We start from the raw sequence: 1,138 nt of genomic DNA on the forward strand, positions 1-1,138 counted from the left end.
AAACTGCCAGCACCACTAGAAATGCAGTTTAAAAGCTTGGTTGACCAAATCCAAGAGGAGAAGAAAATGCCATACATTAATACATTTGACCGCTTAGCTATGCAACAGGGTCGTCAAGAAGCTGAAGAACGTGCCTTGCATGAAAAGCTAGCTTCTGCTCGTCAGTTGTTATTGTTAGGTGTGCTTAGCAAGGAGCAAATAGCCGAAGTATTAAACTTGCCACTAGAAAAAGTTACTCAACTAGCTAGCGAATAAAAGACTACCACCCCATCCTTCCGTGTTTATCCGCTTAATCCGTGGCTTGGGTTTTTTACACCCTAGACTGCCACGGCTTTCAGCCTCGCAGTGACTTAGGTTTTTTTCTGTGTAATCCGTGGCTAATTTAAAATCACTTCACAGTCAGTAGCTTGAAGGCTACAATGTAAATATAGCTTTTTAGGTTGCCTACCATGTATCAAATTTTACTAACTGATAATTTTGTTAAGTGGCTAGATAGCCTAAAAGACCCAACCACTAGGCGTCGCCTTGCACGCCGCTTAGAAAAAGCAGAACAAGGTAATCTTGGTGACGTTAAGCCTATCGGAGAAAATGTAAGTGAGATGCGAGAGTATTTTGGTCCAGGTTGGCGTATGTATTATGTGCCAAGAGGCGATACGCTTATTGTCATGCTCGGTGGTGGCGATAAATCCTCGCAAAAAAAAGACATTAAGCTTTCCATTGAGCTGGCGAAGCAGCTAGAGGACAGATTATGATTAAATTAGATGAATTAAAACGCTTTGATATGACTGATTACTTAGATAGTGAAGAAGCAATTGCAGAATACCTAAGCATTGTAATTAATGAAGATGACCCAGCTGCATTTATTCAAGCTCTGGGAACTGTTGCCCGTGCACGCAGCATGGCAGATATTGCACAAAAAACAGGTTTGAATCGTGAAAGCTTATATAAAGCCTTATCAGGGGATTCTAGCCCACGTTTCTCCACTATTAATAAAGTAATGAACGCTATAGGACTAAAAATAGCGGTATTGCCAGCTGAAGAAGCCTAAAGGAGCGAGCTGCAAATCTGAACAAACTCTAATAGCCCTTTTAAACACAAGTATTTTTGTGCTTTGCATTGAATTATTTAACATCATTGA

2 protein-coding genes and 1 pseudogene are annotated in these 1,138 nt (G+C 40.6%); all 3 read left to right on the top strand.

All coding sequences use genetic code 11. The features are described 5' to 3' along the window. Positions 1-255 (top strand): annotated as a pseudogene (locus BP27_RS0113645) (hypothetical protein); the annotation flags it as partial. Positions 256-449: 194 nt separating this feature from the next. After that, positions 450-752, top strand: a complete 303-nt coding sequence (locus BP27_RS0113650) for a type II toxin-antitoxin system RelE/ParE family toxin (protein WP_027851999.1) — start codon at positions 450-452, stop codon at positions 750-752. After that, positions 749-1,048, top strand: a complete 300-nt coding sequence (locus BP27_RS0113655) for an addiction module antidote protein (protein WP_027852000.1) — start codon at positions 749-751, stop codon at positions 1,046-1,048. The genes BP27_RS0113650 and BP27_RS0113655 overlap by 4 nt, the downstream gene beginning before the upstream one ends. Positions 1,049-1,138 lie beyond the last annotated feature (90 nt).

Source organism: Marinospirillum insulare DSM 21763 (genome assembly GCF_000686905.1).
Lineage (GTDB): Bacteria > Pseudomonadota > Gammaproteobacteria > Pseudomonadales > Halomonadaceae > Marinospirillum > Marinospirillum insulare.

Bases quoted from the DNA above. Each gene is read 5' to 3' on its own strand.
- BP27_RS0113650 (WP_027851999.1), top strand. From the start codon at position 450: ATGTATCAAATTTTACTAACTGATAATTTTGTTAAGTGGCTAGATAGC.
- BP27_RS0113655 (WP_027852000.1), top strand. From the start codon at position 749: ATGATTAAATTAGATGAATTAAAACGCTTTGATATGACTGATTACTTA.